This window comes from Rhizobium sp. LARHSG275 (genome assembly GCF_052871115.1).
Map to the genome: position 1 here is coordinate 28,944 of NZ_JBIXJN010000022.1, position 25,821 is coordinate 54,764.

Sequence of the window (25,821 nt, forward strand, 5' to 3'; positions counted from 1 at the left end):
GGCGACAACCCGGCCGCCGCTTTCGCGCGCGATTGCAACCGATGATTACGTGTCGGGCCCACACCGGCATCGGCTCTAATTCTCCGCTAATAGTCTCTGCGTAGTTATTGTCTGTCAAAGGAAGTGCCAATTGGAAGGCGGCGAGCGCGCCGGGGGCGTCAGCGAGGCGCAGTCGATCACCGCCGAAGGGCGATGCAGGCGTGGCGCGTTTCCAGAATTTAGGGATTTTTGAATGAGACAGATTTTTCTCGCCATCGCGCTCATTATTGCTCCGGTGACGGCTTTCACGGGTTTTGAACTCTATGCCAATAATGCGCCCGCCAAAACGAAGGACCTCGGTGATCTCTCATCGTTCAAGACCATCGTTGCCGACGTTCAGGCCCTCGCTTCCAAGGGGGATCTGACGGCGGCTGCAAAGCGGATCAAGGACTACGAGACAGCCTGGGACCAGGCCGAGAGCGCAATCCGTCCGCTGAATCCGAACGACTGGGACCACATTGACGCTGCCTCTGATGCTGCGCTCAAGGCTCTACGCCAATCGGCCCCATCGGCCGACAACGTCAACAAGACGCTCGCCACCCTTATGGCGGTTCTCAATCATCCGGCCCAGCCATCTCAGTAGGTCGACGGCGAACCGTTGTTCCGCGCCCTTCGCACCGCCCGCGCCGCTTAACCGCGAGACGCTTCATCGCCCATTCAAGGATACTCGCAATGCCCGCTGCGACAGAAACCGCCAAAGCATTAGTCTACAATCGCGTTCCTCGTGTCACGGCCGACTTCTGGCTCATCAAACTGATGGCCGTCACCATGGGCGAAACGGCGGCCGATTATCTCAACATGCAAATGGGCCTGGGACTGACAGCGACATCGCTGATCATGTCGGCAATTCTCGCCGGCGCACTAGTTTGGCAATTTGCCCAGAAGAAGTATGTTCCTGCCACCTACTGGCTTTCGGTGGTGCTGATCAGCATCGTTGGCACGTTGATTACTGACAATCTGGTCGACAACTTCAATGTACCGCTGCTGGATACGACCATCGCATTCTCGATCGCCTTGGCGCTGACTTTCCTGCTCTGGTTCCAGACAGAGCGTACGCTTTCAATCCACTCCATATTCACCAATCGACGCGAGGGCTTCTATTGGCTCGCCATTCTGTTCACCTTTGCGCTCGGCACGGCGGCCGGCGATCTGGTCGCCGAGAAGTTCGCGCTTGGATATTTGGCGACCGGTATTCTGTTCGCGATGATTATCATCTCGCTCAGTGTCGGTTACTTCTTCCTCGATCTCAACCCGATGCTCGGCTTCTGGCTGGTCTACATCCTGACCCGGCCTCTGGGAGCTTCGTTCGGGGATCTGATGTCTCAGCCCGCGCAATATGGCGGCCTGGGCCTCGGCACGATCATAACGAGTGCAATCTTTCTCGCCGCGATCGTCACGATCGTCGCCTTCATGAGCCTGCGGCACGGAGGCGACGAATTGGTCGCCGTCGGTCAAGATGGGGAGGTGCTGGCGGTGGGTGAAGGCAAAAAGCTGATTGCCGCCAACGACGAATTCTGAAGCGGTCGCCGGCGCATTCCGGGACATCACCCGACCGCGGCGACATTCCTTGCTGTCGCCGTTTCCGCGGCTGTCACTCTTGCTGAAATGTTTTTCATCCGAGCGCAGGTGGAGATCTAACCAATATCTAAGCGTCAGTTGACTGATTCAGAATCGATGTAGAGCCTTCGGAGCTGCAAGGGTTGAACTGGAGTGTGACAATGTATGAACTCGACGTAGCTGTAACACGCGCCATCAATGGATTAGCGGGACATAGTGCTGCGATCGACTACTTGATGGTCTGGGTCTCCGGTATCGGCGTCCCGGTCATGGTGATGGCGGTAGCCCTGCAATGGTGGCGCAGGTCTGATAGGACGCATATACGGCATGTCCTCGTGGCGGCAGGCTTCTCGTTCTCGCTGGGACTCGGCCTCAACCAACTCATTCTTCTCTTTATCCACCGGGCTCGTCCCTATGACAACGGCGTAACAGACCTATTGATCGAACGGAGCGCCGACTTTTCGTTTCCCTCCGATCATGCAACGGCGACCTTCGCGATTGCGGCCGCTTTTCTACTTCACGGCGCCCGACGCGCCGGATTTGCTTTCCTTGCGGCGGCCTGCCTTGTCACCTTCTCCCGCATCTATATCGGGACCCACTACGCCGGCGACGTCTTCGGCGGAGCACTGACGGGTGTCATCGCAGCACTCATAGTCCTTGCAATGTATCGCGAAGGCACCAAAGCCGACCGCCTGATCACTCGAATCTTTTAGGCTACCGGTAATGCTCGCGTCATTTCTCTCATCGGTGATCAATTGGCTGAGCGCGCATCCCCATATCGCCTACATCGCAGTGTTCCTGCTTGCACTCTCCGAGTCGATCCCAATCATGGGCGTCGTTGTTCCCGGCACGGTGGTCATAATTGCCTTAAGCGCGCTAGTGCCGAGTGGCGTTCTCGTCCTTTGGCCCTTGATGGCCGCGGCGACTTTTGGCGCGATCGTTGGAGACGGCTTATCATTCTGGCTCGGCCATCGATACCATCGGGAGATTCTCGGCCTCTGGCCGCTGAAGCGATACCCGGATCTGGTCGAGCGTAGCGAGGCCTTCTTCAAACGACACGGTGACAAGAGCGTGTTTATCGCTCGTTTTGCGCCTGGTGTTCGAGCATTCATCCCGCTTCTCGCGGGCATGCTCGGGATGTCCGTGAGGCGGTTCTATGCGGTCAACATTGCTTCGGCCCTGGTATGGGCACCGTCACACATTCTACCTGGCGTTCTCGTCGGTGTAACGTTCGGTGCTCTGGGCTCGGCAGCAAAGCCGTTGGCAACGCTTTTAGTCATTCTGCTCGCAACGGGTTGGGTCACTTGGCGTCTTGGGCGGTGGGTATTGAGGCGTGGTGCCCCTTCTGGAGGTTCTCGCCACACGAAGGTGGACTGAAACCCGAGACACGTGGCTCAGCCGGTGTGTCGGCGACCTGCTCGATCCGGCGCGCTCGGAAGCGCGGGTTCTCGCCATTATTCTTCGTTCGGGGCCTTGTTGACGTTGATTTCGGAAGAGCTTTTGTTCGTCGTCGAAGAGTTCTGGTCGGTCGACTGTTTCGACGCATCGCCGCTTTGCGTGGTGGCGGCGTTGCCCGAGCCTTCTGCAGGCTTGACATTTTGCGTGCTGCTCTTCGTGCCTGACGTGGCCGAGTCGCTTGTATCGGTGCTGCCGGACTTGGCGGCGGGCTTCTGTTCGGTCGTCGTGGGTCGCACATAGGGAACGGAGGCGTGGAAAGATCGAATTTTGGACAGGAGGCCGCGCAGAGCGTTACCGAAGGCGATAGTGTGAAGGAACAACTAAAAACCTTGCCTCTGCGCGGCTAACCCTGGGAGAGGGTGGATCGCAAGAGTTTAGGGGCGGCTGAGACCCGCAGCCTGGGTCTCTTTCTCCCGCGATCCGACTTCCAAACTGAGCGCGCGCGAAAGCGGTTCCTGTGCTATTCCGGACAAACCATCGGCGCGCGGTAGTGCTACAGTTATTTATTCAACTAAAAATTTCCTTCTTTCGTTTTGCTCCAAAATATAAATTGACTATGATTTCGAGCAGTATTTCGTATCATGCTATTCGGCCGTTCAGCGATCATTGCTTACCCCAAGCATTGGGTCTCCTGTACGTTGGGCGGCCCCTGACGATTTCCATCGCAATCAGTCAAACTGATCGTTCCGCTGCTTTGGGTTCCACGTCCGGGCGAATTCTCCCCCGACGCAGCGCCTTTGATGCACTTCGCAGTGGCCTTTGTTCATCCATGGTTCATTCGGTGGGTGTCACCGTTCGCGCTGTAAATTAACCAGGGAGAGTGTCATGGGTTTCGTTGGATCGACCAAGTCATATAGCACCACGCACAAACTGCTTCTCTCCGCCGCCGGCTCGGTGGTTGCTGCTTTTCTCATGTCGTCGCCGGCGCATGCGCTGACCATGAAAGAGTGCAGCACCAAGTACCAAGCCGCTAAGGCCGACGGCTCCGCCAAAGACGTGAAGTGGAATGATTTCCGCGCAAAGTTCTGTGGCGCCGACGCGGCTGCTGCCGATAAGGCTGACGAAGCGGACGTCACCGCCACGAGCGAGAAGGAACCGGCAAAGCCGACCACCGCGGCCCCGAAGAGCGTCAAGTTCCCGAAGGCGATCGACAAGAAATATTCGACTGAGACGCCCGGTAAGGCGCGCCTGCACACTTGCGTCGACTCCTATCATACCGCCAAGGATGCCGGCACGCTCGGCGACCTGAAGTGGATCCAGAAGGGTGGCGGCTATTGGAGCCTCTGCAACACGAGCATCAAGTCTGCCGGCTGAACGAAGCCCTCATAGATTGCGCAAAATACGAAAGGCCGCCCTCAGAGGCGGCTTTCTCGATTCAGAAGCGCGATGAAAGAGCCGGGCTTGAATTCGCGCACTGTCGCCTCAAGCTTCATCAAATGAAGGCAAAGGAGAAACCCATGTCTGAATTCACAGTGACGATCGAACCCTATTACGCCAATTGGCAAGGGAATGGCGAGCGTTCGATTTGGCATACCCTCTTAGAGGCGTCATCGACTGACGAAGCGGTCGAATTCGGCAAGAAGTTGCGCGATGCGAACGGACATGCTTTGCCTACGGGCGCAGAGGTGACGGCCGATCCTCGATTCATGTGAACGAGACGAAATCAATACGAAACGGCTTTGCGACGTGAACTGATCAATTACACCAGTCATTCCGCTTCTTCGGGCTCCAGGTGGAAGGATGTGCCGTTTATCCGAGCTCGTCGAACTCGCAATCACGAGATGAGGTGTTGAATGGCCCTTCCGACGAGCCGCAGCTCGTCGAACTGCGTCACGAGTTCATAGGATATGACAAAGAAACCAGAGAAGAACAAACCTGGAAAGCGCTCCTCAACCGCTAGCACAGACGGCATCAATAGCTTCTGAAAAGGGCGCGCAACGAGAAGGGCTGTGCACACGCCTACAAAAGCGCCACCCAGGATGTCGGTCGCATAATGATAGCCAGCATAGATGCGCGGCAGGCAAATCACGAACGTCGACCAGATGAAGCAGGCCGCACCAAGCGGTCGGGATGCGCGCCACATCGTTGTCGATACCGCGAAGGTCAGCGCGGCATGGTCACTGGGGAAGGAACTCCAATGCTCAAGCGTTTTCGGATCAACGCCCAAAGGCAGCACGAAGTCGGGGTTGCCTGAATGCAGCGGCCTGAGACGCTCTGGCAGAAACAGTTGTATAAATCGAGATATGCCAATTCCGAAGAACATGTCGATGATGCATTCGACAACAACTGGCTTCCATCTATTTCGAAAAAACCATAGAAACCATAATAACATAAACAAAGGCAGAAATTTTACAGTGTTCAAATCAAGAAAATAAATAATGAGCTTATTCGCTATAATCGACCTGGATGAATATTGACCCATCAGCTTCATCACGAAGGTGTCGAAACTATTCAGCATTGAGAAGCTAGCCAATTGTTTGGTTTGGATGATCTATAATGTCATACTAGCGATGTTGCTAATATGTTCCCGTCGGCAGACGAGTCAATAATCAATCTTGGTCAATTGCTTTTTAAGGTGTGGCTGCTGAACTGCAGTCATCACAAAGCCACCCCGTAAGCGTTCAAAGCCGCTACTCGGTAAAGCCGACGCGCCGCTTCGCAGCCGGCCGCGCCGGCGCCGAGATCCTGACCAGCCCAATCTCCCCTTAGATCCGATGCCCGAACGCATCGAGCCGTGCCTTGCGCTGCTGAAGGCCAGGCCGCCGAAGGGCGACAATTGGGTTTATGAGATCAAATGGGATGGCTACCGTCTGGCGGTCCGCGTCAAGCCTGCGGGCGTGCGCATTCTGACGCGCATCTACTTGAGCGCGAATGGCGGACAATCTAGCGGACGGCGCTGATTTCGCTAGTCGAGCCGGAAGACGTCGGCATTGTCCTGGCGTTCTCGCAGGCCTTTGTAGGACGGATGACGGAGTTTCCCATCCGACGTCCAGGCACGAAACTCGATCTCGGCGATCAGGGTGGGCTCGACCCAGGCAATATCGGCGCTTCCGGAACAGGGAAGGGGCGGCTGCTTTCGCTTCCATTGCAGTGTGTCCCGCAAACGCTCGGAAAAAAATACGCCGCCCGCTATTCAGCTGATTCCCATGACTATTCTGCTGATTTCTAATGTTCAGGATAATATTCCCATTCCTCCGGTTGCTTGACTCTTTTATTGGGTCGGAACAGAAAGAGAACATCCGCATTTGTTCGACATGATGTCGGCCGCCAACACGACCTTGAAGGGAGCCGTGAACGATGACTGCTGCCCGTGAACGGGTGATTTCCGATCTGCGCGAGCGCATTGCCTCGCTGGAGGGCATATCAGCCAGGAAGGCTGGTTGTCTGTCCTTCGGCGTGCCGGAAATCGATGCGGTCCTGCCGGGAGGTGGTCTGGCCTATGGCGCCTTGCACGAATTTGCCGGCGGCGGGTCGGGCACCGTCGATGGTGCGGCGGCGGCGCTCTGTGCCGCAGGCATCGCGGCCCGCACCAAAGGCCCGATCGTCTGGTGCCTGACGCGCCTCGATCTGTTTTTTCCGGCGCTCGCTGAGGTCGGTCTCCATCCCGACCGGGTGATCTTTGTCGAATCCGACAAGGAGGAAGACGTTCTCGCCAATATGGAGGAGGGGCTGTCCTTCGGCGGCCTCGGCGCCGTCGTCGGTGAACTCGTCCGATTGCCGATGGTCAGCTCGCGCCGCTTGCTGCTGGCGGCCGAGCGAACGGGCACGATGGCGCTTGCCGTCCGACGCTGGCGACGGCAGACGGAGGCCAATGATTTCGGGCAACCGACGGCGTCGACCACGCGGTGGCGGGTGAGCGTCATGCCGTCGGAGGAATTGCCAGTGCCGGGCGTTGGGAAGGCCCAATGGTTGCTGGAGTTGATGCGCGTAAAAGCGGGTGAATGTGCTGAGTTTCTCGTGAGGGCGTGCGATGACAAGGGTTGTCTCGATCTATCTTCCGGATCTGCCGACGGATCGTATTCGTCGCGCCGATCCCGACATACCGCCTGAACAGGCGATCGCCGTCATCGCCAGGAGCGGCTCGAAGCGGTGGGTATCGGCTGCCGACGCGGCCGCCAGAAAAGCCGGCGTGCATGTCGGCATGCCGGCGGCGAAAGCGCAGGCACTGTTCCGCGGCTTGATGCTGGTCGATGCGGATCCCGCGATGGATGCAGCAGCGCTCGAACGCATTACCCTTTGGGCGCTGACGCTCTACTCACCGATCGTCGCCGTCGATGGGATCGATGGGATCGTCATGGATACCGAGGGTGCCGACCACCTGCAGGGCGGCGAGCTTCCCATGGTGACGAAGATCGCCAATCAGTTCCTGGCCAAGAAGCTTACGCCCCGTGTCGCGATCGCCGACACCTGGGGCGCTGCGCACGCCTGCGCCCGTGCCATTAGCCGCGAGACGGTTATCGTGCCTTCAGGTGAGACCGTCCGCGCCGTCGAAAAGCTGCCGATATCCTTGCTGCGCCTTCCCGGGAAAGTCGTCAGCGATCTGCGCACGCTTGGCTTCCAGACCATCGGCGAATTGGCCAATACACCGCGCGCGCCGCTGACGCTTCGTTTCGGTCCGGAGATCGGCCGGCGGCTCTACCAGATGTTCGGCCGCGTCTGCGAACCGATCGATCCGATCCGCACCGCCGAGCTGATTGAGGTCAGCCGTGCCTTCGCCGAGCCCATTGGCGCTGCCGAAACCATCGACAAATATGTTAGCCGGCTGGTCGTGCAACTGATCGAAGAGCTGCAAAGGCGCGGCCTTGGTGTTCGCCGCGCCGACCTGATTGTCGAAAAGGTCGACGGGACGCGTCAGGCAATCCGAGCCGGCACGGTGAAGCCGGTGCGCGATGCGGCCTGGCTGACGAAGCTGTTTCGCGACCGGACGGAAAAGATCGAGCCCGGCTTCGGGATCGAGAAGCTCACCCTGGTTGCGGTGATGGCGGAGCCGCTGGAGGAGCGCCAGAAATCCTCCCCGCTGGTCGAGGAGGAAGTGAAGGACGTGACGCCGCTGATCGATATTTACGGCAACCGCGGCCAGCGTGTGTATCGGGTGGCACCCGTTGCCTCCGACGTGCCCGAGCGCTCCGTCCAGCGCATCAGTCCTGCTGCCGATCCGGTCGAGGTCACCTGGTTCAGTCATTGGCGCCGGCCGGTCCGGCTGCTGGCGCGTCCGGAGTTGATCGAGGCCATCGCCTTGCTGCCGGACCGCCCGCCGGTCTCGATCACCTGGCGTGGCAAACGCCGCAAGGTGAAGCGCGCCGATGGGCCTGAGCGGATTTTCGGCGAGTGGTGGCAGCGCGACGCCGAGATGGAGGCGGTGCGGGACTACTTCGTCATCGAAGACGAGACAGGCGAGCGTCTTTGGGTGTTTCGCTCCGGTGATGGCATCGATCCCGAAACCGGAAGCCACCGCTGGTACTGCCATGGGATCTTCGCATGAGTTATGCCGAGCTGCAGGTCACGACCCATTTTTCCTTCCTGCGCGGTGCAAGCTCGGCGCAGGAACTGTTCGAGACCGCCAAGGCTCTTGGTATCGAAGCCCTCGGCATCGTCGATCGCAATTCGCTGGCAGGGATTGTCCGGGCACTTGAAGCATCCCGCGCCACCGGTCTGCGCCTCGTTGTCGGTTGCCGGCTCGATCTGGCCGATGGCATGTCCGTGCTGGTCTACCCGACCGACCGGGCTGCCTATTCCCGGCTGACCCGCCTTATCACACTTGGCAAGTCGCGCGGCGGCAAGAACAACTGCATCCTGCATTGGGACGACGTCGTCGCATACGCCGACGGCATGATCGGCATTCTTGTGCCGGACCTGCCGGATGACGCCTGTGCGATACAGCTGCGCAAGATGGCCGAGCTGTTTGGCGATCGGGCCTACGTGTCGCTTTGTCTGCGGCGCCGGCCGAACGACCAGCTGCGGCTGCATGAGATTTCCAATCTTGCATCACGCTTCAAGGTGAAGACGGTCGTCACCAATGACGTCCTTTTCCACGAGCCAGGCCGCCGGCAGTTGCAGGACATCGTCACCTGCATCCGGACCCGCACGGTAATCGACGAGGTTGGTTTCGAGCGCGAGCGCCACGCCGATCGCTATCTGAAGCCGCCGGAAGAAATGGAGCGCCTATTTCCGCGATATCCTGAGGCCCTGGCACGAACCATGGAGGTCGTCCGTCGCTGCACTTTCTCGCTCGAGGAGCTTACCTACCAATATCCGGAGGAGGCGATCGTACCGGGCAAGGATGCCCAGGCTTCGCTGGAGCATTATGTCTGGCAATGCGTGCCCGACCGCTATCCCGAAGGACTGCCGCCCGATGTCTTGAAGGTCGTGCGGCACGAGCTCGATCTCATCCGCACCATGAAATACGCACCCTATTTCCTGACCGTCTTTTCGATCGTTCGCTATGCACGGTCACAGGGCATTCTCTGCCAGGGCCGTGGATCGGCCGCCAACAGCGCCGTCTGCTACATTCTCGGCATTACCAGTATCGACCCCTCGACCAACGATCTTCTGTTCGAGCGTTTCGTCAGCCAGGAGCGCGACGAGCCGCCGGATATCGATGTGGATTTCGAGCACGAGCGGCGCGAAGAGGTGATCCAGTGGATCTACCAGACCTACACCAGAGAAAAGGCGGCACTCTGCGCCACCGTGACCCGTTACCGGGCGCGTGGCGCGATCCGCGATGTCGGCAAGGCGCTCGGCCTGCCGGAGGACGTGATCAAGGCCTTGTCATCAGGCATGTGGTCCTGGTCTGAAGAGGTCTGCGACCGCAATGTCCGCGAGCTCAATCTCAATCCGGACGACCGGCGTCTTGTGCTGACTTTGAAGCTCGCGCAGCAATTGATGGGCGCCCCGCGACATCTCGGCCAGCATCCGGGCGGTTTCGTCCTCACCCATGATCGGCTCGACGATCTCGTGCCGATCGAGCCGGCGACGATGAAAGACCGTCAGATCATCGAATGGGACAAGGACGACGTCGAAGCCCTGAAATTCATGAAAGTGGACATCCTGGCCCTTGGGATGCTGACCTGCATGGCCAAAGCCTTCGACCTGATCCGCGAGCACAAGGACCGCGATCTCGACCTGTCTGACATCGAGCAGGAGGATCCTGCGACCTATGCGATGATCCGCAAGGCCGATACGCTCGGCACGTTCCAGATCGAAAGCCGCGCGCAGATGGCAATGCTGCCGCGCCTGAAACCCCGAACCTTCTATGACCTCGTGGTGCAGGTCGCAATTGTCCGGCCAGGTCCGATCCAGGGAGACATGGTGCATCCCTATCTGCGCCGGCGCGAAGGCAAGGAGGCGGTCGAGTATCCGACGCCGGAGCTTGAGGCGGTGCTCGGCAAGACGCTCGGCGTGCCGCTGTTTCAAGAGTCGGCGATGAGGGTGGCGATGGTCTGTGCCGGCTTTACCGGCGGCGAGGCCGACCAGCTTCGCAAGTCGATGGCGACCTTCAAGTTCACAGGCGGCGTCTCGCGGTTCAAGGACAAGCTGGTATCGGGAATGGTGAGGAATGGCTACACGCCGGAATTCGCCGAGAAGACCTTTTCGCAGCTCGAAGGCTTTGGCTCCTATGGTTTCCCGGAGAGCCATGCGGCGTCGTTCGCACTGATCGCCTACGCGTCGAGCTACATCAAATGCCACTATCCGGAAGCCTTCTGTGCGGCGCTCATCAATTCGCAGCCGATGGGTTTTTACGCGCCGGCGCAGATTGTCGGCGACGCGAGAGCCCACGGCGTCGAGGTGCGGCCGGTCTGCATCAATCGGTCCCGATGGGACTGTACGCTGGAGCGCATCGGCAATTCTGGTCGCCATGCCGTACGGCTCGGTTTCCGGCAGGTGAAAGGATTGGCGGTCGCTGACGCCGCGCGCATCGTCGCGGCACGCATGGACAATGGCTTTGTCTCGGTTAACGATATGTGGCGGCGATCCGCCGTGCCATCGGAGGCGCTCGTCCAGCTTGCCAAGGCCGATGCCTTTCTGCCGTCGCTGAAGCTTGAACGCCGCGATGCGCTCTGGGCGATCAAGGCACTGCGCGACGAACCACTGCCGTTGTTTGCGGCGGCGGCAGAGCGGGAGATGGCTGCAATCGCCGAGCAGCAAGAGCCGGAGGTGGCACTTCGGCAGATGACGGACGGGCATAACGTCATTGAGGACTACAGCCATACCGGGCTGACATTGCGGCAGCATCCGATGGCCTTCCTGCGCAAGGATCTTTCGGCGCGCAACATCATCACATGTGCGGAGGCGATGAATTCGCGGGACGGGCGGTGGGTCTACACATCAGGTCTAGTCCTGGTGCGGCAGAAGCCGGGATCGGCAAAGGGTGTCATGTTCATCACCATCGAGGACGAGACCGGGCCGGCCAACCTTGTTGTCTGGCCAACACTATTCGAAAAACGCCGGCGGGTCGTTTTAGGTTCTTCGATGATGGCGATCAATGGCCGGATCCAGCGGGAGGGCGAGGTGGTCCATCTTGTCGCCCAGCAGCTGTTCGATCTGTCAGGCGATCTGACCGGCCTTGCCGATCGTGATGAAGAGTTCAAGCTTCCGGCCGGCCGCGGTGATGAGTTTGCCAGAGGCGCAGCGCCTGATCCGCGGGACAAACCGACGCCGGTTATAGCCGCGCGCGACATGTTCGTGCCTGACCTTTATATCGATACGCTGAAGGTGAAGAGCAGGAATTTTCACTAGAGGAGCCAGCGTAAAATCTTTCCTTCAATGGAGAACGCGGCTGTTCGATTCCAGACAGGTCTAAAGCATGTTTGGCTTCACCAGCGGAAGTGTCTGGCACATCCGCGCACTTTGATGAGCACATTGTGACCGCCCGCAATATTTGACCGAGATGCGAGCTCCTCCGGCTTGATTCACATCCCCTGCGGCGGTCATGGAAGCCTGCCTAGCCATTCTCGTCGGACGTTCACTCTGCCCAACGTCGATTAAGCGCCTGGCACGTGTAGCCGGCCAGTCCGCCAATTGAGGTCGCACCAGTGAGATGGAGGAAAGACACGGCTGTCATGTCGAACTCGGCCGCAAACCACGTTACCATACCCAAGAACCAGGCGAGCATATTGCCGGCAATGTGCTGGGCCCGCAATCCGACGATCACGAGGGCGACGAGGAAGACGACCAACGGCAGCGCGAGATGTCCCAGCGAAGGGATAAGCGCGCCGGTCAAAAGTCCGGATGCCGCACCGATGGCAAGGCCGAGCCACAGGCACAGCATGGCGGCAAGGCTGTTGGTCAGCGAGGTCGGTCGGGTGAACCACGCGATAAACCCGGCAAACATGACCCACACCTCCAGGGCCAACGCCGCACTCAGCCATGCGGCGAAGGCCGCGACGACAGAAGCGATGACCGTCCAGAGAATGAATTGTCCACGCGTCTGGCGGCAAATAGCAGTCGGCTGATTTTGAACGTTGCTCATGTTGATCTTCCTTCTCTTCTGCTGTTGAAAAAGTGGAATGAAGTTGGATTGATCTCGCCACGCATCCGAGCAACCGACCCCAGCCCCACGACCCCCGCTTTTTTCGCTACTGTGGTGGCTGGTTTTGAACAGCGCTTTGCTTCAAGTCCCGTTGAAGAGAGCGAACCGCCGCGCGTAATCGCCGTCCCTTTCTGCCCAGCGTTCTCCTTTGACGCGCTCGACGAGGATTTCCCCATCAGGTGTGTTGCAGTCGGTGAGCAGTCGCATCACCTCGTCGATGTAGGCGGCAAGCGGCATGGCGTGGGGATCGCTCAGCTGATGCGAGCCGCTTAGTTCCGTCTGAACATAAGGCGGGACCAATTCGAGTACCTCGATCGATGATCCGCGAAGCTGGACGCGCAGCGATTTCAGCCAGGAATGCAGGAACGCCTTGCTGGCGCAATAGGTCGGGAAGTTGTTGCGTGGCACGAAGGCAAGACCGGATGTCGTGGTGATAATCGCGGAATGGGGTTTCGTCTTGAGTGCCGGCAGTAATGCAACCGTCATGTGCAGCACACCCATGACGTTGGTCTCGATGATGTCGCGCGCGACAGAGAGATCGGGCTCGGCCGTCAGGCTCTCGGGCAGCGAGATGCCTGCATTGTTCACGAGCACATTCAGTTTCGGGATTTTCTCTCGAACACGTGCCGCGAAGGCGTCGATCGCGGCCGGGTCCTGAACGTCGAGTTGAAAGCCAATCATGCCGGGATTGGCTGCCGTAATTTCATCGAGGCGCCCTTGGCGGCGGCCAGCGATGATGACCTGGTTGTCGAGCCTGTGAAAGACTTCGGCGAGGCCCTGACCGATGCCGCTGGTGCCGCCGGTGATGAGGATGGTATTACCTGTCATCTGCATGATGTCGTTTCCTTGAAGGTTAGCCGAGAAGTGCCGGTCGCAGGACGTCCTCGCACCATTGGCGGAAGCTGGTCGGAGTGGTGTTCTCAGGCGTTCTTTCGATGCCGAGGTCGAGGCCCTGGTTCTTGGCATCGGCCATGTCGGTCATCCCCTGCGCCATCGCCTCGGAGAAGCCGAACTGCAGGAAGCGAGCCTTGTAGGCGTCGAAGGAGATTTGCTGGAACCGTACGGGATTGCCCAGAACGCCCGACATGATCTCTGCCATTTCGTTGAAGGATATGTTCTCTGGCCCAAGAACCGCGACCTCTTCTTGACCGCTCCAACTGGTGTCCAACAGCGTGCGGGCCGCCACGGCGGCGATGTCGCGGGTGGCACAGCTTGGAAGTTTTAAGTCACCGGAAATCGGCGAGAAGAAAATGCCCCGGTTCTTGATAGACGCGGCCTGCATGAGGAGATTGTCCATGAAGGACGGCATGGTCAGCGCCCGGAAGTCGACGCCGGTGCTGGCGATCAGGTCGTCCATCGCCAGCGAGCCGGTGACGTAGCCGGCACTGCCGGCGAGGCGCGTGGTCCGGCCAAGTGCGGTGACACCGACGACGCGTTTTACACCCTTGCCCTTTAAGGCGGCCGCTGCGGGACGTGAGAAATCCACATAGGCGGCCATGACGCTTTCCGCCTTCGCATCCGCTGGCGCCAGCCAAAACACAGCCTCCGCACCTTCGAATGCGCGGTTCACGGTGCCGGCGTCTGCATGAGAGCCCTGAACAACCTCGACCGTCTCACGGATGCTGTCCGGCAACTTGACAGGATCGCGCACGATAACGCGGATCGAAACGTCGTGCCCGAGCAGGTTTTCGACAACCTTGCGGCCGATATCGCCCGTGGGGGCAGTGACGACAATCATGATATACTCCTTGGTGGCTGCGCGAGGGAGCTTGTGGCTTTATTGCCAAGCCTCATCTCGTCGAAACCCGTGCCGAGATACGTAAGGCATTGTTGGCGGACGCTCCATGATCTACAGTCGCTACTATCGTCGCGATCGTCCGGAAATATCATGGATCCCCTCTCCGAGTTCCTCAGCCTGCTGAAGCCCACAAGTACAATCTCGTCTGGCTTCGAAGCTACGGGAGACTGGTCGATCCAGTTCGGCGACCAGCAGCGCCAGATCAAATGCTACGTCATCCTGTCCGGTGGCTGCTGGTTGGCCGTTGACGGTGTTGGGGACGTGGTGCGTCTCGAAGAAGGCGACTGCTTCGTCCTGCCGCGCGGACTTCCTTTTCGGCTCGCTAGCGATCTGGATCTGCCTTCGGTCATGGCCTCGACGATCTTTCCGCCCGCCCGTGCCGGCGGTATAGTGACCGTTAATGGAGGCGGCAGTTTTTCCCTTGTGGGTGCGCGTTTTGCGGTCGGCGGCAATCATGCCGACATGCTGGTGGAAATGCTGCCGCCCATCGTGCACCTTCACCAGCAAGCGGAGCGGGAGGCCTTGCGCTGGTCGATCGAGCGCATAATGCAAGAGGTGCGTTCGCATCAGCCGGGTAGTTACCTCATGGCGCAATATCTTGCCCATATGATGCTGCTTCAGGCGCTTCGCATTCATCTGGCCAAAGATCATCAAGGCACAGGATGGTTCTACGCTTTGGCTGACAAGCATTTGAGTAGCGCAATTCGAGCCATACACGCCGAGCCTGCAAGAAACTGGACATTGGCGGAGCTCGGTGAGACCGCCGGTATGTCGAGATCGGTGTTTGCGGAGCGCTTCAAGGCCGCGGTCGGCGAAGCACCAATCGAATATTTGTCCCGATGGCGTATGCTGCTTGCCTGCGACCGTCTCGAAAGAGGCGACGATCCGATTTCGATTGTCGCGCCGGCGCTGGGCTACCAGTCCGAGAGCGCCTTCAGCAAGGCATTCAAGCGCGTCGTTGGATGCTCGCCGCGTCAGTATCGCGGACAGGGAAACCATTCTTCTAAAACGCGACCGGCAGACTGAGCGACTGGGCGCCGTTCATGAACGCCCTTAAAGACCTTTGTCGAACTTGTTGTGGGACCGCGGCTCTAGGCTCCAGGTCCTTTTGTCAGCGCGGAACAACGCACTTCCCCTGGCGTTACCGGCATGTGGCGTGTGGAGCGCCGATTTGGTTGATTTTGCGGAAACCAAGATGGACCTCGGGCTGACCAATAAACGTGTTCTCGTAACGGGAGGCAACTCTGGTCTGGGAGCCGCGATCGCAAAGGCCTTCGCCGCCGAGGATGCATGAGTTGCGAACAACTACCTGGTCAACCCAAGACAAGCCGATATCTGTGCTATCGAGATGATACAAATGTCGATGCCGCGCTACGACGTTGAAAGGTTTGGTGTCGCTCCGCGTGGCAGCCTAGGCAGTCGGATTTGATGATCGTTGCGGGCACGCTTTGCAACAAGATGGCACCAGCGCTTCGCAAGGTTTACGATCAGATGCCCGAGCCGCGATACGTGATCTCGATGGGCTCTTGCGCCAATGGCGGCGGATATTATCACTACTCCTATTCGGTAGTGCACGGCTGCGACCGCGTCGTTCCCGTTGATATCTACGTTCCAGGCTGCCCACCAACGGCTGAAGCATTGCTCTATGGCATCTTGCTTCTGCGGAGAAAAATCAGGCGCAACGGCACGATCGAGAAGTAGGATCGCGTGTTGTTGCCGTAGCGTTCGGAGTTGCCAATGCCTTTGCAGCAGTCCTGTTTCCGATCGCGCAGGTCAGATCGCAAACGGCGGGATCTGGCACTCTCCGGCGCCTGTTCCATCTCTGCGCCGATGCTAGAGTGCTGGGGAATCTCGCAAGAAAGTCGAGGCGGAAATCGGCCGACTCGGACCCGTGAAGATCGCCACGTACAAAGCCAACGAGGTCAACGGCCGCCTCGAAATCCTGCTGAGATAGTTTGAAGAGACCGCCGGGCGATCGGTTGCCAGGGCCCCGCGGGAAAGTCTCCGACCAAAGCGATCCATGCTGCCGTCCACGCAGTTTTGCAGGGTCAGAAGTTCTCAGACGGCCTCGCGTCCTGCATAGGCGGGAGCCGCATCTCACTAGAAAGGGGTTGCCTGGCTAGCCGGAGGACGAGCACAGCCGTTATGTTGAAACTTGGCCATAATCAAAGCTCCCGCATTAGCTTCGCAATATTATCACGGTCGAATGGGATGTCGCGATTGTGAGCGCGGATATGGAGAACGATCCCGCGCGGGGTAGGGTCGAATGCTTTCAGGTAGTTGATTGCATCTTGCATCGTCGGGAACGTCTTTTCCTCGGTGAAAGATTCATTCCGGACGAATGTGATCGTGGTTGCGCACTCGCCATATATGGCCAAGGTCTCTCTGGCGCTGAAGTTCTCACTCATCTCGCCTGCTCCAGTTGGAGGCAAAGCCATACCGGCCGCGGTGCCGGGACCGATCTACTGCAGTTGTTGGCCGCACTCGTACGATCGGCGCACTTGGACCGGGTCAGCCTAAACCTGTCCCGGCGTGAACAAAGCCAAATACGCCACCGCAATGATTACCGCGACGACGAGGGTGGTCAGCACGAAATCATGCCTTCCGTGGCTTTTTTCTCTGTGTTGCTCATGGGACTACAACATCGATGAGGTGTGGAAGTTCCGGCCGCTCGGCATGCTAGCCGGTTAGCTGCTTGACGACTTCTTCGATCGTCTCTCTAACGGGATAATAGCTCGGCGAGGCGTCTTTCCCCAGCACGCTAACATAGACGTGGGTGCTGTTGGTGAACGCCCTGACAGCGACCACGTGCTCCGGATTTATGAAGATTATAGGATCGTCATTGCCCGCGTAGTGGAATGGCACCAGCCTCATCGTGTCCTCCTTCCATTGTTCGTCGGCTCTAACCAGAAAGCCTGCGGTTGGTTGCCGGCCGTTACCTCAACAAGGAGAACGTGAATGTACCCTCGATTGCTCCGGCCCCATGTGCCGCGGCTCTGACGCCGAACGAAACCGCCATCGTCGGGGCCGCGCCCCCTGTGTCATCACGGCGTATGACCTCGCCTGCGCGCCACGCGACATGGATCCCGTCATCGAGGAGCGCGTCGTGCTTGAGAAATGCCACGTTCGACGATGAATTGGTGTGCTCACATCATAGGAGGTGTTGAGGAAGTCGCTCGTCTTGTCAAAGGGCGGGTACCGCGCTGCAAGCCGGCGGACCGAAGGAGAATTGCGCTCCTATTGCGGAGGCGGCGATTCAGGCCGGCCAAAGATCAGTAACGACTAGAGCCACCTATCATTTGACGTCGCAGCGCTTTCGCCGTCAGCGTGTAGTTCTAAACATGATCGTCATCCCACAGAGTCGAAATAGCGAATTGAGCGTTCCAATCCCTTCAAGGCGAGCGATGTAGGAACCACGCGAAGAGCTTAGTAGATGGGCTTTCCGCCTATTGATCCTCGCTGGCTTTGGTTGGCGCGCGGGAATTCTCTGGGTATGCGCGATCGAGGCCCGCCCGCTGCGGTTCCCTATGGAATTTTCCCCGCGGCTCAATAACTGGCCAACCGTTCTTGTAACAAGGCAATCGCTTCACCAATCGGCATCGACCGCCCGTCGCCTCAAAAATGGTTCTGTTGATGTCTCGCTTCTAAATCAATGTGACCAGCGTAGTGGCCACGTCTTCGAGGGTGATCTCATTGAACTTTAGCGAGACCGAGATCAACGGAAAGCGGTGTCCTGGTCGCACCTGGAAAGATGCTTTAAGCAGATTCGAAAACTGCCGCCATGACGGGGCGACTGGTTCGTGTCGCAAGGGGACAGCACACTGTGAATTGCCCTTTCCAGGGTTCTCCCTGAAACAGGCCGGTGGGAATGATCTTACCCCCTCGCTCGCCTAAAGTGATTACGAATGGAACGTTGCGCATGAGGGCGAAAGCGCGCATAAAACCCTATCGAAGCCAACCTTTCACGGGCGGGCTCCGACTGGGAGTGACCCAGCTTCCGCCCCAACCTGAAAGGACGAACCATGTTTGGCTACGTCCGACCCGTCATCGAAAACCGTTGGGACTGTCAATCGTCGAGGAAAATTTCGACGGCTCCGCCGCCAAGCGCGGTCACGGTCACCAAACTCTATCCAGTCTTCGCTTCATAATGTACGGCGAGGGATTCGGAAGCGACAGCGATCTCCTTAAAATAGCAACAGCCAATTGACCACCCAGCGGCAGGCTTGTTTTTAACTACCGAGTTTCGACCACCGTCGAAAGCAGCGTGGGCTCTGAGTATGGTTCACGCTGTAGTACCCCTGTTAAATGCGGAGGTCCTTCTCTCGCCCAATTTCACGTGCGGTTTCGACTTGCCGTCCGGACATCACGTCGATGGACAGGTTTGAAAGATCGGGCCGATAGAGCACCGTGGCTGCATAGACCGAGGCGTCGTCAATAAGCTGCTAATCAGGGAATAAGGTCGATGTGCCCCACAGCCGAAGAACAGCGAATACTAAGACTGATCTACGCGACATCGGAAATACAAGCTGCCGACGGTGAGTCCCATTTGGTGGAAGTCACTATAATCCGTCGAATTGAAGCGGCAACGATCCCCACCATGAATTATCCAGCCTCCAAACGTCAAAAGGTCGAGTTTTGATCTCGCTGCACTTTCTGCTTGGGAGAGCGAGGGAGGCTCAGTGCGTTCACGGGTGGGAAGAAAACTCGGGAGAAGCCTGCCGCAAGGTTGAGGATCGCTACGGGAAATTTTCGAATTGCACGGTCGGCTAAAACATGGTCGCTAGCTAGCTGCGGCATCGACGCAGGAGGTTGATGAGCGATACCGACAAGCCGCCGCTGACGAAAGCGCCGGAGATGTATGTCCATTACTGCGAAGAAGAGGGTTGCACGGAGTGGGGCGGCTGGGGAACAGCCCGTCCCCGGCTGTGAAGCCCCGTTGGTGGTGCTTCGCGCATGTCCCGCACAGATCGTACGATAGTTGGACTGATCATCTGCGCTTCGCTAACCGTCGTCGACGGCGACTTGGGGCTCCATGTCCGTGCGAAACCTTCCTTGAGCAGCTACGGGCGAACTGCTTCGTGATTTCCGTTTTGGTGGAAGGGAAGAACCGACGACGGCCGCGCCGAGTTCCCGATCAGCCGCTCATATTCCTGCTCTGGCACGCCATAGCAACCGCCGGCGATGCCGATCAGCATTTCGCGATCCAGGATGCGGACGTTGCCGCGCGTTGATTTGATGGCGTGCATGCCTTCAAGAATGTGCAGCTGATCAGTGACGCCCGCCCGCCTGACGCCCAGCATCACCGCCAGGAATTCGTGCGTCAGTGGCAGATCATTGCCGTCGATGCGGTCGTGGCACATGAGCAGCCAGCGGGCCAGCCGCTGATGCACGTTGAATTTTGCCGCTGCCAGCGCGCTGTGGGCAAGCTGCAACTCGCAGGTGTGGACATAACGCAGCAGCAGTTGCCGCACCTCCGCGTGATCAAGGAATGGAACAAAATCCTCCGTGGCCACCTGAAGCCCGTGGCCCGCCACCTGCATGAGGGTCTTGTTCGGCGTTCGCTCGACGCCGAGGGCGACGGGGTAGCCAGCGATGCCCTCGCGCCCGATGTGGCGGATCTCAGCGCTCTTGCCCTCGGCGCTTTCGGCAACCATCGAGGCGAGGCCGCTTTCAATAAAACAGACATGCTCGATCGGTTTGCGCGGCATCACGAGTGAGTGTTTGACCGGAAGATCGACAGGCACCAGGAGCGGCGCGAGAATCTTGAAGGCATCCTCCGGAAATCGCCGCAACAATCTGTTATTCACCTGCCTCTGCAGCACTTCTCTCATAACTTCGCACCACCCGTTGAATGGGCAACGAGATGCTATCCCTTTCGTTCGAGGGCTTCACACTCTGTGCGGTTTTGACAATTGCAACGACCGTTCATCATTTGCGCGAAGGCGCTAGTCCAGCCGGATAGCGGATCGGAAAGGAACCGTTGCCACCAGCGAGCCGTCTTCGGTCACAATCTCGAAAGTGTCTCCGTCTGCCGCATCGCCCCTGCGGATTCTTTCCGCCACGATTTCGCGTGCGGCGGCGGCCGCTTCCTTCAATGCCACCTCAGGTGAATTGAGGTCGATGCCTTCCAGATCTTCCGCAAAGTCATCTTGCCGGCGGATGTGAAAAAAATACTTCGGCAATCTCTCTTCCTTCATCAGTAAAAGAGCTACCTAACTTCGCGAGCGACAAATTGTTCCTCGCGGCCCAGCACAACCCGCAGATTGCAAACGGCCTTTCCGGTCTCGGTGCTGCGCTCGAAGCCATGGCCGCTGATGGCGTAACCATGAAATACGACACTATCCATCAGGTGCTGGGCGAGGGCAATTTCGTGCTGACGGTCAGCGAAGGCACCTTCGGCGGTGCACCGACCGCCTTCTACGACCTGGTCCGTGTTGACAATGGTAAGATCGCCGAACATTGGGACGTGATCGAGACCATCCCGGCACAGGCCGACTGGAAGAACCAGAACGGCAAGTTTGGGTTCTGATATCAAGAGGGGCGCGAAAGCGTCCCTTTCTACATGGAGGACTGCATGACCGACTTAGAGCGCAACAAAGCCAACGTGATCGCCTTCTATGAGCTGATGTTCAACGACTGCAAGCCGCGTGAGGCCATCGAGCTTTATGTCGGGGCTGACTACATCCAACACAATCCTCATGTCGCAACTGGCAAGGCCGGGTTCATCGACTATTTCGAGCGCATGGCGCGGGAATGGTCGGGCAAGCGGGTTGATGTAAAACAGTCCATTGCCGAAGGTGACCGGGTTGTGCTGCACTGCTTCCAGCACTGGCCCAATGACCATGACTATGCCGGTATCGATATTTTCCGGCTCGATGATGACGGCAAGATCGTAGAGCATTGGGACGTGCTGCAGGTCATTCCCGAACACTCAGCCAATCCGAACGGCATGTTCTAGGCTGCTCTGATCCTTGTGCCGCAAGGCGTTCCATAAATCACCGTTACCCCGCACTAATGACATCACGGGCTGCGGTTCTAAACGGGGCGGGAGTCGTACCGATTCACAAGATTGCTTCGAGTCCTTCTCGCAACACCTAAGCGGGAACTGTAATCTTGGACGGATTTGGCTGGATTAGAGCGTTTCAGTTACGGTATCGTTGGACTGCAAAGCGATTTGCGCAAGCGGGACAGCTAAAGACAGCACGTCCGCATCTCATAAAGCAGGACCTTGATGAACGCGGATATGATAGCCGCCTGGGCGGTGGAAAATGGATTCCAAGCAATCGATTCGGGGAATTATCGTCGCCATGACAATGCAGGCGTGATCACGATCGAGATAAAGAGGATGTCATTCCTCCTCATCGATGAGAGGCAAGGATTGCGACCGCGCCTCATATCGCGGTTGTTCAAAGACATTCTCCTCACAAGCGGGAGCGGCCGCTTGCAGGGTCTTCTTCTTGACCGCAATCCCAAACATTGAGCGCTGACGCTGTCACCACAGGCCAGCCAATTCAGGTGGCGGATCGTGGCTGACGTCGATGAGCAGCGTCGCAAATGTTCAACACTTTCAATATTTCTTCTTGCGAACGATCTTGTTGCCGCGGGGTCCGCTCACGACCGGTGTTCGGTCGCGGTTTTCCGCAAGCAGGTTCCGCCAGCGTTCCAGGCGATCGGCGACCAGGGCACCGCTTGCGACAGCTGCCTGAACCGCGCACCCAGGTTCATGGGCGTGGGTGCAATCCCGAAAGCGGCAAAGCGGCGCCAGTTCGGTTATTTCAGCAAAGAGGGTGTCTATACCGTCGGCAACATCACTCACGTAAAGCGTTCTTATTCCCGGTGTATCGATGACCCAGCCGCCGCCTGAAACTGCATGCAGGGATCGTGCCGTGGTTGTGTGTCGGCCCTGCGCGTCGTATTCGCGGATGGTGCCTGTCTTTTGCTTTGTGTCAGATTCAGGCCCAGTTATGGTGTTCACCAGCGTTGATTTTCCGACACCAGAGGATCCCACCAGCGCAACCGTCTGGCCAACGCCGCACCAGGGCCTCAACAGGGAAACGGCGTCCGCGGAGCGCCCATTCAAGGCAATGACAGGCAGATCGCGCTGCAAAGCCTCGGCTTGCGCCTGGAACATGCCGGCATCTTCCGCGGTGTCAGCCTTCGTCAGCACAATCACCGGATTGCTCCCGGCCTGGTTGGCCATGATCAGGTAACGTTCCAGCCGAGCAAGATTAAAATCGGCATTGCACGAGGTCACGATCAATAGGGTGTCGATGTTGGCGGCAACGAGTTGCTGGCCACGTCCGCCTTCCGGGCGTCGTTGAAAGACGCTTTTTCGGTCGAGACGTCTGATAAGCATGTCAGTCAGTGGATCGGCAAGAACCCAGTCGCCCACCGCGTAGTCACCAGTATTCGTATTGGATGGAAATTCCAGTCCGACCGGTCCGGTGACATCGATCGCCTCGATGCGTGCCCGGTGAACTGAAGCGATGCGTCTGGGGATCAAGTCCGCTTCGCTGGGCTGGACCTGGTCCGCGAAGAATTCAGACCACCCAAGCAGTTCCAGCGGTGAAGAAAGTTGGGAGCTGGTCAAATCTTGTTCCGCATTCGGTAAGGCTGCCTTAAAGGGTTTTTCAATGATCTTACGCGGCCTCTCGCCTAGCTGCGTGGATGATCCCGTTTTGGCAAAGAGGTTGCGTAAGCAGCAGCTTCGCCGGGATAGGGGAAATCGTCCCCGAGCTGACGGTCGCCATCGTAGACTTTGAAGCTAGGCCCTTCAACTTCAACGATCTTATAGCCATTCACGTATTCGATCTTCGGTGTTTTCCAGCCCATCAAAAGCTCCAGTCCGGTCCGAGGGTTCTCTCTGAAGATCGCGCCAAGACCTCATACTCGGCAGTCTATGATCTATCAGGTGCTTTACGATTAGCCAACGCTGGTTCGATCCTTTTCAAGGCGGTAATTGACTGTTCGGTTGCTCGATTATTCAGCGGCTCATGCGGCCGCCGCTTGTGCCCTCGCGGCTGAATGCGATCTAGCCAGTGCTAGATCGCACACGCGACCCTTTGGCTCAACCGAGAGCAATCCGGAATCGTGTTCGGGCCGGGTTCCGCCAGGGGTATGGACCGCCGGGACGATAGTGGTTATCTGCAGGGCTTGCTGCGATGCTGAAAACGTCGCCGAAACATCACCGCAGACACCCCCCAAGGGATCGCGTCCCGGGACGTGGTGTAGCTGACGGGAGGTAGCAAAGCCGAACGCCCGCCCGCTTTTCATAGCGCTGTAGCGGGTGGTTGGGTTTGCGGGCGGCCATCGGTGTTTTCCGCTAGGGTCGGGTTGTTCAAAGACCAACCTGACGGAAAGATCACCGATGACCCCACTGATCATCGTACTTCCTCATGGGTTCGAAGAAAACGGCTTCTCGGTGTGCCGGAGCGGACGACCAATCGCCGCTCGCCTCAAGCTTGCCAGTTCCAGCGTGACGTTCAATTCCACTGAAAGCCGGGTTCCTGCCAAAGAGCGCCGCAAACCTGCCACGCAACCGAAACAGCTCCCAAACATCTACGGCAGTGGCAAGCTCTGCTGTCTGATAGGGGCACCCGGGAACGGCTCGACGCGGTGCCACCGCTTTCAGTTTCGGCTGCGACGTCGCCCGATGGTGAAGCCACTGGACGGACCAGCTGGTACATCATTATTCGAATTTTTGGTCCTTTCCTGGTCCAGCGCGGAATTACATCGGTCTGCGACAAGGAGAAATACAATGAACTTCCAGTGGGCTCGCTCTGAAAGATGCGTTGGATGGGTGCAAGGTGTCCGCAGCGACTGTGGCCGCTGCTCTCAGCTCGCCCATTTCGACGTCAGAATGACGCTGCACATATCGACCCGCTGAAACGCCGGATCCTTATAGGCAAGTACGTCATCGTTGAAGGTGCCGAACGTACTGTGAGGCCGGTGCTTCATGCCTTCGTAGAAGGCATCGATGATCCCGCGCTTGAAATCCTCTTCGCGAGGAAAGGCGGAGATGACGGCCTCGCGTTCGACGTCGTTGAACTGATCGTACCCGCGGCCGGCGACGTCCATGCCTGCCCCCGCCTGCACCAGCGCGATCTCCGGTCGCATGAACTCCGGTATGCCCGGCGTCGTATGAAGAGCTACCGCGTTCCACACCGTCTCGACGTCGCTCTCCGAGATACCATGGCCGCGCAGGAAATCCCGCGCTGCATTCGCGCCGTCGACTTCGAAGCGAAGCTGGCTCTCGTGATACCGTGCCGTGAGGCCGACGTCGTGGAACATCGAAGCCGCGTATAGCAGTTCCGGGTCGAAAGTCAGCCCCGTCCGGTTTCCTGTCATGGCTCCCCAGAAATAGACCCGCAGCGAGTGATGGAAGAGTAGATCGCTTTCCGTGTCCCGAATAAACTCGGTCACGTCGAGTGCCAGCTTGCTGTCGGGGATTTTGAGCCCGGAAATATCGTAGGTAATCATAGTCGTACTCCAGTATTTGCGATCGGGAACGCCAGCGTTTTCAGCTCTCCGCGGCCGCCTGGGGCGGGTTCCGGAAGCTGATGGCCATGCGATTGTAGCTGTTCATCAAGCTGATCGCGATCGTCAGATCGACAAGCTGCTTTTCATCGAAAACCTCACGCGCCGCCTTGTAAGCGCTGTCTGGTACGCCGGTCTCGGCGACACGCGTCACGCTCTCGGCCCAGGCAAGCGCGGCGCGCTCAGCCTCGCTGAAGAGACTTCCGCCTTCCGCCCACGCCTGCACAAGAGCGAGTTTCGCTGTCTTGACGCCACGCTTGAGAAGTTCACGGGTATGCATGTCGAGGCAGTAGGCGCAGTTGTTGATTTGCGATACGCGCAGATACACGAGGTCTACGAGTTCTCCGGGCAAGCCGCTCTGCGTCACATAGCCATAGACGCCGCCCAGCGCCTTCGCGCCGTTGGGGGCGACCTGGTTGTAATCGAGCCTTCTGGTCATCGTTCGAATTCCTTCTCTCATTTGACGGGAGTGGTAAGCTTCTTGTCGTCGGTATCGACGATGAAGACGGCAAGCAGCTTCGCGGGAACGGTGTTGCTGGCGTTGCGGCTGATGGAGTGGACCGCACCTGGCGCCTCGAACCAACTTTCTCCTGTCTTGTAGCGACGGGTCTCACCGTCATTCACCTTAGACTCCACTTCACCGGAGAGTACGTAGGCGTAGATGAAGGCGGACTTGGCGTGGGTGTGCGGTAGGGATGCGGCGCCGGGCGCATAATCGACTTCGACAACGCGGATTGACTTGTCAGGGATATTGGTAATCGCCTGCTCAAACTTGGCGGTCACAGTTTCGGCTGTAGCGTCATGCGCCGAGGCCGGAGCGGCGAAGATCGAGGCAACTACGGCCATGACAGCAGGGGCAATAATGCGACGTTTCATTGTTCTTCTCCTTCTGAAACGCCCTAAA

General features: G+C 58.4%; 27 protein-coding genes and 4 pseudogenes. 16 read left to right on the plus strand and 15 right to left on the minus strand.

The window, feature by feature from the left end; translation table 11 throughout:
- Positions 1–232 precede the first annotated feature (232 nt).
- The 4 genes from ACIPSK_RS26130 (at position 233) to ACIPSK_RS26145 (ending at position 2,973) form a co-directional block, all read left to right on the plus strand.
- Positions 233–622, plus strand: a complete 390-nt coding sequence (locus tag ACIPSK_RS26130; RefSeq protein ID WP_446533009.1) for a hypothetical protein — start codon at positions 233–235, stop codon at positions 620–622.
- A gap of 89 nt (positions 623–711) precedes the next feature.
- Complete coding sequence (locus tag ACIPSK_RS26135) at positions 712–1,557, plus strand: COG4705 family protein (protein ID WP_446533010.1); 846 nt, start codon at positions 712–714, stop codon at positions 1,555–1,557.
- Positions 1,558–1,757: 200 nt separating this feature from the next.
- Positions 1,758–2,309: a phosphatase PAP2 family protein gene (locus ACIPSK_RS26140; RefSeq protein ID WP_446533011.1), complete on the plus strand. Its 552-nt coding sequence runs from the start codon at positions 1,758–1,760 to the stop codon at positions 2,307–2,309.
- A 10-nt stretch (positions 2,310–2,319) separates the two neighbouring features.
- Positions 2,320–2,973: a DedA family protein gene (locus ACIPSK_RS26145; RefSeq protein ID WP_446533012.1), complete on the plus strand. Its 654-nt coding sequence runs from the start codon at positions 2,320–2,322 to the stop codon at positions 2,971–2,973.
- Positions 2,974–3,071: 98 nt separating this feature from the next.
- Here ACIPSK_RS26145 and ACIPSK_RS26150 read toward each other — a convergent pair.
- Positions 3,072–3,281: pseudogene (locus ACIPSK_RS26150) on the minus strand (DUF1236 domain-containing protein); the annotation flags it as partial.
- A 685-nt stretch (positions 3,282–3,966) separates the two neighbouring features.
- Between ACIPSK_RS26150 and ACIPSK_RS26155 the strand changes: the two are divergent.
- Positions 3,967–4,368, plus strand: coding sequence for a hypothetical protein (locus tag ACIPSK_RS26155; RefSeq protein ID WP_446533051.1), 402 nt, complete (start codon positions 3,967–3,969; stop codon positions 4,366–4,368).
- Positions 4,369–4,511: 143 nt separating this feature from the next.
- The gene (locus tag ACIPSK_RS26160; RefSeq protein WP_446533013.1) at positions 4,512–4,706 is read left to right on the plus strand and encodes a hypothetical protein; all 195 of its coding nucleotides are present in this window, start codon (positions 4,512–4,514) and stop codon (positions 4,704–4,706) included.
- A 122-nt stretch (positions 4,707–4,828) separates the two neighbouring features.
- Here ACIPSK_RS26160 and ACIPSK_RS26165 read toward each other — a convergent pair whose 3' ends face one another.
- A complete protein-coding gene (locus ACIPSK_RS26165; protein WP_446533014.1) occupies positions 4,829–5,512 on the minus strand; it encodes a phosphatase PAP2 family protein in 684 nt (227 codons plus the stop codon).
- 139 nt (positions 5,513–5,651) lie between these two features.
- Between ACIPSK_RS26165 and ACIPSK_RS26170 the strand changes: the two are divergent.
- Positions 5,652–5,909: pseudogene (locus ACIPSK_RS26170) on the plus strand (non-homologous end-joining DNA ligase); the annotation flags it as partial.
- A gap of 50 nt (positions 5,910–5,959) precedes the next feature.
- On the opposite strand, the pseudogene ACIPSK_RS26175 reads toward ACIPSK_RS26170, so the two are convergent.
- A pseudogene (locus ACIPSK_RS26175) lies at positions 5,960–6,160 on the minus strand (ATP dependent DNA ligase); the annotation flags it as partial.
- Between the two features lie 191 nt (positions 6,161–6,351).
- Between ACIPSK_RS26175 and ACIPSK_RS26180 the strand changes: the two are divergent.
- The 3 genes from ACIPSK_RS26180 to ACIPSK_RS26190 are packed head-to-tail and all read left to right on the plus strand — an operon-like array spanning position 6,352 to position 11,790.
- Positions 6,352–7,104, plus strand: coding sequence for an ImuA family protein (locus ACIPSK_RS26180; RefSeq protein WP_446533015.1), 753 nt, complete (start codon positions 6,352–6,354; stop codon positions 7,102–7,104).
- Complete coding sequence (locus ACIPSK_RS26185) at positions 7,025–8,536, plus strand: Y-family DNA polymerase (protein ID WP_446533016.1); 1,512 nt, start codon at positions 7,025–7,027, stop codon at positions 8,534–8,536. The genes ACIPSK_RS26180 and ACIPSK_RS26185 overlap by 80 nt, the downstream gene beginning before the upstream one ends.
- The gene (locus ACIPSK_RS26190; protein WP_446533017.1) at positions 8,533–11,790 is read left to right on the plus strand and encodes an error-prone DNA polymerase; all 3,258 of its coding nucleotides are present in this window, start codon (positions 8,533–8,535) and stop codon (positions 11,788–11,790) included. Before ACIPSK_RS26185 ends, ACIPSK_RS26190 begins: the two co-directional genes overlap by 4 nt.
- A 226-nt stretch (positions 11,791–12,016) precedes the next feature.
- On the opposite strand, the gene ACIPSK_RS26195 is transcribed toward ACIPSK_RS26190, so the two are convergent.
- The 3 genes from ACIPSK_RS26195 to ACIPSK_RS26205 form a co-directional block, all read right to left on the minus strand.
- Positions 12,017–12,523: a DUF1097 domain-containing protein gene (locus ACIPSK_RS26195; protein ID WP_446533018.1), complete on the minus strand. Its 507-nt coding sequence runs from the start codon at positions 12,521–12,523 to the stop codon at positions 12,017–12,019.
- 141 nt (positions 12,524–12,664) lie between these two features.
- Positions 12,665–13,417, minus strand: coding sequence for an SDR family oxidoreductase (locus ACIPSK_RS26200; RefSeq protein WP_446533019.1), 753 nt, complete (start codon positions 13,415–13,417; stop codon positions 12,665–12,667).
- 19 nt (positions 13,418–13,436) lie between these two features.
- Positions 13,437–14,321, minus strand: coding sequence for an NmrA family NAD(P)-binding protein (locus tag ACIPSK_RS26205; protein ID WP_446533020.1), 885 nt, complete (start codon positions 14,319–14,321; stop codon positions 13,437–13,439).
- A 150-nt stretch (positions 14,322–14,471) separates the two neighbouring features.
- Here ACIPSK_RS26205 and ACIPSK_RS26210 point away from each other — a divergent pair, with 150 nt between their 5' ends.
- The 3 genes and pseudogenes from ACIPSK_RS26210 to nuoB all read left to right on the plus strand — a co-directional run.
- Complete coding sequence (locus ACIPSK_RS26210) at positions 14,472–15,407, plus strand: AraC family transcriptional regulator (protein ID WP_446533021.1); 936 nt, start codon at positions 14,472–14,474, stop codon at positions 15,405–15,407.
- A 145-nt stretch (positions 15,408–15,552) separates the two neighbouring features.
- The gene (locus tag ACIPSK_RS26215) at positions 15,553–15,675 is read left to right on the plus strand and encodes a hypothetical protein (RefSeq protein WP_446533022.1); all 123 of its coding nucleotides are present in this window, start codon (positions 15,553–15,555) and stop codon (positions 15,673–15,675) included.
- A 42-nt stretch (positions 15,676–15,717) separates the two neighbouring features.
- Positions 15,718–16,082 (plus strand): annotated as a pseudogene (gene nuoB / locus ACIPSK_RS26220) (NADH-quinone oxidoreductase subunit NuoB); the annotation flags it as partial.
- 464 nt (positions 16,083–16,546) lie between these two features.
- Here nuoB and ACIPSK_RS26225 read toward each other — a convergent pair.
- From ACIPSK_RS26225 to ACIPSK_RS26240, 4 genes are all read right to left on the minus strand, one after another.
- Positions 16,547–16,789 (minus strand): hypothetical protein, encoded by a 243-nt coding sequence (locus ACIPSK_RS26225; RefSeq protein WP_446533023.1) that lies wholly within the window; start codon positions 16,787–16,789, stop codon positions 16,547–16,549.
- Between the two features lie 271 nt (positions 16,790–17,060).
- Entirely contained in the window at positions 17,061–17,255 is a 195-nt protein-coding gene (locus ACIPSK_RS26230) for a hypothetical protein (RefSeq protein ID WP_222351337.1), read from the minus strand.
- Between the two features lie 2,186 nt (positions 17,256–19,441).
- Positions 19,442–20,212, minus strand: a complete 771-nt coding sequence (locus ACIPSK_RS26235) for a Crp/Fnr family transcriptional regulator (RefSeq protein ID WP_446533024.1) — start codon at positions 20,210–20,212, stop codon at positions 19,442–19,444.
- Between the two features lie 114 nt (positions 20,213–20,326).
- A complete protein-coding gene (locus ACIPSK_RS26240; RefSeq protein WP_446533025.1) occupies positions 20,327–20,563 on the minus strand; it encodes a DUF6894 family protein in 237 nt (78 codons plus the stop codon).
- Between the two features lie 50 nt (positions 20,564–20,613).
- On the opposite strand from ACIPSK_RS26240, the gene ACIPSK_RS26245 reads away from it, so the two are divergent.
- From ACIPSK_RS26245 to ACIPSK_RS26255, 3 genes are all read left to right on the plus strand, one after another.
- Positions 20,614–20,910 (plus strand): nuclear transport factor 2 family protein, encoded by a 297-nt coding sequence (locus ACIPSK_RS26245; protein ID WP_446533026.1) that lies wholly within the window; start codon positions 20,614–20,616, stop codon positions 20,908–20,910.
- Between the two features lie 45 nt (positions 20,911–20,955).
- Positions 20,956–21,339 carry a nuclear transport factor 2 family protein gene (locus ACIPSK_RS26250; protein WP_446533027.1) on the plus strand — a complete coding sequence of 128 codons (384 nt, stop codon included), beginning with the start codon at positions 20,956–20,958 and terminating at the stop codon, positions 21,337–21,339.
- A 273-nt stretch (positions 21,340–21,612) separates the two neighbouring features.
- A complete protein-coding gene (locus ACIPSK_RS26255) occupies positions 21,613–21,861 on the plus strand; it encodes a hypothetical protein (RefSeq protein ID WP_446533028.1) in 249 nt (82 codons plus the stop codon).
- 87 nt (positions 21,862–21,948) lie between these two features.
- On the opposite strand, the gene rsgA is transcribed toward ACIPSK_RS26255, so the two are convergent.
- From rsgA to ACIPSK_RS26280, 5 genes are all read right to left on the minus strand, one after another.
- Positions 21,949–23,016, minus strand: a complete 1,068-nt coding sequence (rsgA, locus tag ACIPSK_RS26260) for a ribosome small subunit-dependent GTPase A (protein WP_446533052.1) — start codon at positions 23,014–23,016, stop codon at positions 21,949–21,951.
- Between the two features lie 20 nt (positions 23,017–23,036).
- Positions 23,037–23,213 carry a hypothetical protein gene (locus ACIPSK_RS26265; protein ID WP_018071841.1) on the minus strand — a complete coding sequence of 59 codons (177 nt, stop codon included), beginning with the start codon at positions 23,211–23,213 and terminating at the stop codon, positions 23,037–23,039.
- Between the two features lie 1,002 nt (positions 23,214–24,215).
- Positions 24,216–24,860, minus strand: a complete 645-nt coding sequence (locus ACIPSK_RS26270) for an HD domain-containing protein (RefSeq protein WP_446533029.1) — start codon at positions 24,858–24,860, stop codon at positions 24,216–24,218.
- Between the two features lie 40 nt (positions 24,861–24,900).
- Positions 24,901–25,356, minus strand: a complete 456-nt coding sequence (locus ACIPSK_RS26275) for a carboxymuconolactone decarboxylase family protein (RefSeq protein WP_446533030.1) — start codon at positions 25,354–25,356, stop codon at positions 24,901–24,903.
- Positions 25,357–25,373: 17 nt separating this feature from the next.
- On the minus strand, positions 25,374–25,793 hold the full coding sequence (locus ACIPSK_RS26280) for a cupin domain-containing protein (protein WP_446533031.1): 420 nt from the start codon (positions 25,791–25,793) through the stop codon (positions 25,374–25,376).
- Positions 25,794–25,821: the final 28 nt, after the last annotated feature.

Coding starts and splice junctions, on each gene's coding strand:
- ACIPSK_RS26130 (WP_446533009.1), top strand. CDS start 233: ATGAGACAGATTTTTCTCGCCATCGCGCTCATTATTGCTCCGGTGACG.
- ACIPSK_RS26135 (WP_446533010.1), top strand. CDS start 712: ATGCCCGCTGCGACAGAAACCGCCAAAGCATTAGTCTACAATCGCGTT.
- ACIPSK_RS26140 (WP_446533011.1), top strand. CDS start 1,758: ATGTATGAACTCGACGTAGCTGTAACACGCGCCATCAATGGATTAGCG.
- ACIPSK_RS26145 (WP_446533012.1), top strand. CDS start 2,320: ATGCTCGCGTCATTTCTCTCATCGGTGATCAATTGGCTGAGCGCGCAT.
- ACIPSK_RS26155 (WP_446533051.1), top strand. CDS start 3,967: ATGTCGTCGCCGGCGCATGCGCTGACCATGAAAGAGTGCAGCACCAAG.
- ACIPSK_RS26160 (WP_446533013.1), top strand. CDS start 4,512: ATGTCTGAATTCACAGTGACGATCGAACCCTATTACGCCAATTGGCAA.
- ACIPSK_RS26165 (WP_446533014.1), bottom strand. CDS start 5,512: ATGCTGAATAGTTTCGACACCTTCGTGATGAAGCTGATGGGTCAATAT.
- ACIPSK_RS26180 (WP_446533015.1), top strand. CDS start 6,352: ATGACTGCTGCCCGTGAACGGGTGATTTCCGATCTGCGCGAGCGCATT.
- ACIPSK_RS26185 (WP_446533016.1), top strand. CDS start 7,025: ATGACAAGGGTTGTCTCGATCTATCTTCCGGATCTGCCGACGGATCGT.
- ACIPSK_RS26190 (WP_446533017.1), top strand. CDS start 8,533: ATGAGTTATGCCGAGCTGCAGGTCACGACCCATTTTTCCTTCCTGCGC.
- ACIPSK_RS26195 (WP_446533018.1), bottom strand. CDS start 12,523: ATGAGCAACGTTCAAAATCAGCCGACTGCTATTTGCCGCCAGACGCGT.
- ACIPSK_RS26200 (WP_446533019.1), bottom strand. CDS start 13,417: ATGCAGATGACAGGTAATACCATCCTCATCACCGGCGGCACCAGCGGC.
- ACIPSK_RS26205 (WP_446533020.1), bottom strand. CDS start 14,321: ATGATTGTCGTCACTGCCCCCACGGGCGATATCGGCCGCAAGGTTGTC.
- ACIPSK_RS26210 (WP_446533021.1), top strand. CDS start 14,472: ATGGATCCCCTCTCCGAGTTCCTCAGCCTGCTGAAGCCCACAAGTACA.
- ACIPSK_RS26225 (WP_446533023.1), bottom strand. CDS start 16,789: ATGAGTGAGAACTTCAGCGCCAGAGAGACCTTGGCCATATATGGCGAG.
- ACIPSK_RS26230 (WP_222351337.1), bottom strand. CDS start 17,255: ATGAGGCTGGTGCCATTCCACTACGCGGGCAATGACGATCCTATAATC.
- ACIPSK_RS26235 (WP_446533024.1), bottom strand. CDS start 20,212: ATGAGAGAAGTGCTGCAGAGGCAGGTGAATAACAGATTGTTGCGGCGA.
- ACIPSK_RS26250 (WP_446533027.1), top strand. CDS start 20,956: ATGACCGACTTAGAGCGCAACAAAGCCAACGTGATCGCCTTCTATGAG.
- ACIPSK_RS26255 (WP_446533028.1), top strand. CDS start 21,613: ATGAACGCGGATATGATAGCCGCCTGGGCGGTGGAAAATGGATTCCAA.
- ACIPSK_RS26265 (WP_018071841.1), bottom strand. CDS start 23,213: ATGGGCTGGAAAACACCGAAGATCGAATACGTGAATGGCTATAAGATC.
- ACIPSK_RS26270 (WP_446533029.1), bottom strand. CDS start 24,860: ATGATTACCTACGATATTTCCGGGCTCAAAATCCCCGACAGCAAGCTG.
- ACIPSK_RS26275 (WP_446533030.1), bottom strand. CDS start 25,356: ATGACCAGAAGGCTCGATTACAACCAGGTCGCCCCCAACGGCGCGAAG.
- ACIPSK_RS26280 (WP_446533031.1), bottom strand. CDS start 25,793: ATGAAACGTCGCATTATTGCCCCTGCTGTCATGGCCGTAGTTGCCTCG.